This window comes from Marinobacter sp. AC-23, from assembly GCF_001858325.1.
In the GTDB taxonomy this organism is placed as follows: domain Bacteria; phylum Pseudomonadota; class Gammaproteobacteria; order Pseudomonadales; family Oleiphilaceae; genus Marinobacter.
The window spans coordinates 1-4,682 of the sequence record NZ_MBPP01000070.1 but is presented as its reverse complement, the minus strand read 5'-3'; the positions used below and the strand labels follow the sequence as shown (position 1 = coordinate 4,682).

Sequence of the window (4,682 nt, the reverse complement as noted above, 5' to 3'; positions counted from 1 at the left end):
CTTACCACCCCGCTTGATCTTACGAGTCATGGTACGACGTGCGGCTTCAATCTGACGGGCAGTTATACGCCCGCGACTGGTCGCCTTCAATCCGTATTCACCGAAGCTCACCTTGTTAGCGCGGTGAGCAAGACCAGTGTTACGGCCTTTCATTACCTTGCGAAATTTGGTGCGTTTTGGTTGCAGCATAAGAGTGCCCCTTTACTTAGAACCTTTTTTCCCAGAGGCTTTCTTGTCAGCACGGACTTGCTCCATACCACCAAGAATCTCACCTTTGAAGATCCATACCTTGACGCCGATTACGCCGTAAGTGGTATGCGCTTCGTAGGTTGCGTAATCAATATCTGCACGCAATGTGTGCAGCGGAACACGACCTTCGCGATACCACTCGGAACGGGCAATTTCAGCTCCCCCGAGACGACCGCCAACCTGAATCTTGATACCCTTGGCTCCCTGGCGCATGGCGTTCTGAACCGCGCGCTTCATAGCACGACGGAACATCACACGACGCTCCAGCTGGCCGGCAACGTTTTGCGCTACCAGGCGGGCATCCAAATCCGGCTTGCGGACTTCTTCAATGTTGATGTGGACGGGCACGCCCATCATTGCGCCGACTTCACGACGCAGACGATCAACATCTTCACCCTTCTTACCGATAACAATACCGGGGCGGGCAGTATGAATCGTGATACGGGCGTTCTGAGCAGGGCGCTCGATCACAATCTTGCTGACAGACGCCTTTACCAGACGCTTGTCAAGAAATTCGCGAACCTGAATGTCGTTCAGCAGGTTTTTTGCGTATTCCTTTTTATCGGCATACCAGACTGAGTTGTGCTCTTTAATCACACCCAGGCGGAAGCGATCGGATTTACTTTATGACCCATCTGAGCATCTCCTACTTGTCGGCGACCTTGACGGTGATATGGCAGGTGCGCTTCATAATTCTATCAGCGCGCCCCTTGGCTCGAGCTTTGATCCGCTTGAGCGTCGGGCCTTCATCCACCATCACAGTGGAAACCCGCAATTCGTCAACGTCCAGACCTTCGTTATGCTCAGCGTTAGCAATGGCTGACTCAAGAGCTTTCTTGATAATCACCGCTGCTTTCTTCGGGCTGAAAGTCAGAATGTTCAGGGCGTCCTCAACAGCCTTGCCGCGGACCTGGTCGGCGACAAGACGTGCTTTCTGAGCTGAGAGGCGAGCGCCTTATACTTGGCTGCTACTTCCATTTCTATTCCCCTCACAATCAGCGTTTAGCTTTCTTGTCGGCCGCATGGCCACGATAAGTACGCGTTGCCGCGAACTCACCCAGTTTATGCCCGACCATATCTTCGGTGACATAAACCGGCACGTGCTGCTTGCCGTTGTGGACTGCAATGGTCAGGCCTACGAACTCTGGGAAGATCGTCGAACGACGCGACCAGGTTTTGATCGGTCGCTTGTCGTTTACTTCCAGAGCTGCCTCGACCTTCTTCAACAGATGCAGGTCTATAAAAGGACCTTTCTTTAAAGAACGTGGCACAGCATTTACCTCTATGTAGTCGTTTACTTGGCTGAACGACGACGCACTATCATTTTATCAGTACGCTTGTTCTTACGAGTCTTATGCCCTTTGGTCGGAACACCCCACGGAGTAACCGGGTGACGTCCGCCAGAGGTACGCCCTTCACCACCACCATGCGGGTGGTCAACTGGGTTCATAGCAACACCACGTACTGTTGGACGCTTGCCACGCCAACGTGATGCACCCGCTTTGCCAAGCCGCTTGAGACTATGCTCACTGTTGGATACTTCACCCAACGTGGCACGACAGTCTACAAGCACCTTACGCATTTCACCTGAACGCAGGCGGATAGTCGCATAAGCGCCTTCCCGAGCAACCAGCTGTACGGATGCGCCCGCAGAGCGAGCCAGCTGTGCACCTTTGCCAGGTTTGAGCTCAACGCAATGAATCACAGAACCCACTGGGATATTCCGCAGCGGCAATGTGCTTCCCACCTTAATAGGCGCGTCGATTCCTGAGCGCACAGGCTCGCCAATCTGCATACCTTTGGGAGCGATAATGTAACGGCGCTCGCCATCGGCATACTTGATCAGCGCAATGTGCGCAGTGCGGTTAGGATCATATTCAATGCGCTCAATTGTCGCAGGAATACCATCCTTAGTCCGCTTAAAATCAATAATACGGTAGTGTTGTTTATGTCCACCACCAACATGACGGGTTGTAATGCGACCTGCGTTATTACGGCCACCCGACTTGCTTTGAGATTCGACCAACGGTTCGTAAGGGCGCCCTTTGTGCAAATCCGGGTTGTAAAGCTTTACAACGTGACGGCGTCCGGCAGATGTTGGTTTGGTTTTGACGATCGGCATATTACGACCCCTTTACCTTATTCCACATCCAGAAAATCGATGTCCTGACCTTCAGCCAGCTTTACGTAAGCCTTACGAATGTCATTACGCTTGCCGAACCCGCGGGCGGTACGCTTAAGCTTGCCCTTACGATTCAGAACCTGAACACCTTCTACGGTGACGTTGAACAGTTGCTCAACAGCCTTTTTGATCTCCGGCTTAGTCGCATCCGGGGCTACCCGAAATACTACCTGACCATGCTCGGCTATCAGAGAGGCTTTCTCCGATACGTGAGGCCCAAGAAGGACCTTATAAATACGTTCCTGATTCATCCCAGCATCTCCTCGATCTTCTTCAGAGCGGGAACAGTAACCACGACCTTCTCGAAGGCAACCAGACTAACCGGATCCAAGCCAGCAACATCACGCACATCGACGTGAGGAACGTTGCGAGAAGCCAAGTGCAGGTTCTGCTCGACGCTTTCAGTCAGAATAAGGGCATTTGAAAGCCCCATATCTGCCATCTTAGAAGTGAAGGCCTTGGTTTTTGGCGTGTCGATTTCAAAATCGTCAACCAGAACCAAGCGCTCTTGACGAACCAGTTCAGAGAAAATGGAGCACATCGCAGCGCGGTACATCTTACGGTTAACTTTTTGCTCAAAACCACGAGGCTTCGCAGCAAAAGTAACACCACCGGAACGCCAGATCGGGCTTCGAATGGTACCCGCACGTGCGCGGCCTGTACCCTTCTGACGCCATGGCTTCTTACCACCACCTCTGACTTCTGAACGGGTCTTCTGAGCCTTGGTACCCTGACGGCCGGCTGCCATATATGCAGTAACCACCTGGTGAACCAGCGACTCGTTAAAATCTTTGGCAAATGCAGCGTCGGAAACAGAGATTCCCTTGCCACTACCTGTAATAGTCAATTCCATCGAACCGCTCCTCAGGCTTTAAGTGCAGGCTTGATGACAACATCACCGCCAGTTGCGCCAGGTACGGCACCACTAATCAGCAGGAGGTTGCGCTCGGCGTCGACACGGACAACTTTAAGGTTCTGCACGGTTACTTGTGCATTACCCATCTGGCCCGCCATCTTTTTGCCCTTGAATACCTTGCCCGGAGTCTGGTTCTGACCAATAGAACCCGGAGCACGATGCGAAAGGGAGTTACCATGCGTTGCATCTTGCATGGCGAAGTTCCAGCGCTTTACGCCGCCCTGAAACCCCTTACCCTTGGACTGACCAGTAGCATCAACCGCCTGACCGTCTTCAAAAACGGTCGCAGTAATCTCACCACCTGCGGCGAGGTCTTCACCTTCACCATCTGCCAGACGAAATTCCCACATTCCCCGACCGGCTTCTACGCCAGCTTTAGCGAAATGACCTGCCTCGCCTTTAGTAACACGGGAAGCGCGACGCACACCCACAGTTACCTGAACGGCGCGATAGCCATCGCTCTCAAGGGTCTTGAGTTGCGTAATGCGGTTGGGCTCAACCTCAATTACTGTGACAGGCAGCGCCTGCCCATCTTCCGTAAAAATACGGGTCATACCAGCCTTACGGCCGACAATACCAATTGCCATGTTTCACCTCTAAGTGTACGGGGCTCTCACCCTCTATGGCCTTAGGACAGTTACACAGGTTAATACCGGGCGGTATTAACCGAGGCTAATCTGAACGTCTACACCTGCTGCCAGGTCTAGTTTCATCAAAGCATCTACTGTCTTTTCCGTTGGCTCGACAATGTCAAGCAAACGCTTATGAGTACGAATTTCATACTGATCGCGCGCGTCTTTGTTAACGTGCGGTGAAACCAGGATTGTGTACTTTTCCTTCCGCGTCGGCAGAGGGATAGGCCCACGCACTTGAGCGCCGGTCCGCTTAGCGGTATCGACAATCTCCTGCGTCGACTGGTCGATAAGACGATAATCAAACGCCTTCAACCGGATTCGTATCTTTTGGCTTTGCATGATGCACCAAACTCCACTCGTAGCAGCTACTAACTAGTTAGCCGACCTTCAAAAAAAGGAGCCGCATTGTATGCATAATACCCAACCCTGTCAACAACCATGGTTATTGGCGGAATCGGGAGAAGCGGTTGCGACTGAAACGGAAAAAGGGGCTGGTCGAACCAGCCCCTCTCCCTGATGCAACGAGCAAATTACTCGAGGATCTTTGCGACTACGCCGGCACCAACGGTACGGCCGCCTTCGCGAATCGCGAAGCGCAGGCCATCTTCCATGGCAATCGGAGCAATCAACGTCACTTCCATCTTCACGTTATCGCCTGGCATAACCATTTCCACGCCTTCCGGCAGTTCACAGGAACCAG

7 protein-coding genes and 3 pseudogenes are annotated in these 4,682 nt (G+C 52.7%); all 10 read right to left on the bottom strand.

Going from position 1 to position 4,682, the window contains the following annotated elements:
* Positions 1-189: 50S ribosomal protein L16 (rplP, locus tag BCA33_RS17705; RefSeq protein WP_071267941.1), on the bottom strand; the 189-nt coding region annotated here is incomplete at its 3' end.
* 12 nt (positions 190-201) lie between these two features.
* Positions 202-884 (bottom strand): annotated as a pseudogene (gene rpsC / locus BCA33_RS17700) (30S ribosomal protein S3).
* An 11-nt stretch (positions 885-895) separates the two neighbouring features.
* A pseudogene (gene rplV / locus BCA33_RS17695) lies at positions 896-1,227 on the bottom strand (50S ribosomal protein L22).
* A 17-nt stretch (positions 1,228-1,244) separates the two neighbouring features.
* Positions 1,245-1,520: a 30S ribosomal protein S19 gene (gene rpsS, locus BCA33_RS17690; RefSeq protein WP_071267935.1), complete on the bottom strand. Its 276-nt coding sequence runs from the start codon at positions 1,518-1,520 to the stop codon at positions 1,245-1,247.
* A gap of 23 nt (positions 1,521-1,543) precedes the next feature.
* Positions 1,544-2,371, bottom strand: a complete 828-nt coding sequence (gene rplB, locus BCA33_RS17685; protein WP_071267933.1) for a 50S ribosomal protein L2 — start codon at positions 2,369-2,371, stop codon at positions 1,544-1,546.
* 17 nt (positions 2,372-2,388) lie between these two features.
* Complete coding sequence (rplW, locus tag BCA33_RS17680; protein WP_071267931.1) at positions 2,389-2,682, bottom strand: 50S ribosomal protein L23; 294 nt, start codon at positions 2,680-2,682, stop codon at positions 2,389-2,391.
* Positions 2,679-3,284 (bottom strand): 50S ribosomal protein L4, encoded by a 606-nt coding sequence (gene rplD / locus BCA33_RS17675; protein ID WP_071267929.1) that lies wholly within the window; start codon positions 3,282-3,284, stop codon positions 2,679-2,681. The genes rplW and rplD overlap by 4 nt, the downstream gene beginning before the upstream one ends.
* A gap of 11 nt (positions 3,285-3,295) precedes the next feature.
* Positions 3,296-3,934 (bottom strand): 50S ribosomal protein L3, encoded by a 639-nt coding sequence (gene rplC / locus BCA33_RS17670; protein WP_071267927.1) that lies wholly within the window; start codon positions 3,932-3,934, stop codon positions 3,296-3,298.
* 75 nt (positions 3,935-4,009) lie between these two features.
* On the bottom strand, positions 4,010-4,321 hold the full coding sequence (gene rpsJ / locus BCA33_RS17665) for a 30S ribosomal protein S10 (protein ID WP_041341420.1): 312 nt from the start codon (positions 4,319-4,321) through the stop codon (positions 4,010-4,012).
* A gap of 191 nt (positions 4,322-4,512) precedes the next feature.
* Positions 4,513-4,682 (bottom strand): annotated as a pseudogene (tuf, locus tag BCA33_RS20015) (elongation factor Tu); the annotation flags it as partial.

Excerpts from the sequence above, each read along its gene's own strand:
- rplB (WP_071267933.1), bottom strand. The coding sequence starts at position 2,371 with ATGCCGATCGTCAAAACCAAACCAACATCTGCCGGACGCCGTCACGTT.
- rplC (WP_071267927.1), bottom strand. The coding sequence starts at position 3,934 with ATGGCAATTGGTATTGTCGGCCGTAAGGCTGGTATGACCCGTATTTTT.
- rplW (WP_071267931.1), bottom strand. The coding sequence starts at position 2,682 with ATGAATCAGGAACGTATTTATAAGGTCCTTCTTGGGCCTCACGTATCG.
- rpsJ (WP_041341420.1), bottom strand. The coding sequence starts at position 4,321 with ATGCAAAGCCAAAAGATACGAATCCGGTTGAAGGCGTTTGATTATCGT.
- rplD (WP_071267929.1), bottom strand. The coding sequence starts at position 3,284 with ATGGAATTGACTATTACAGGTAGTGGCAAGGGAATCTCTGTTTCCGAC.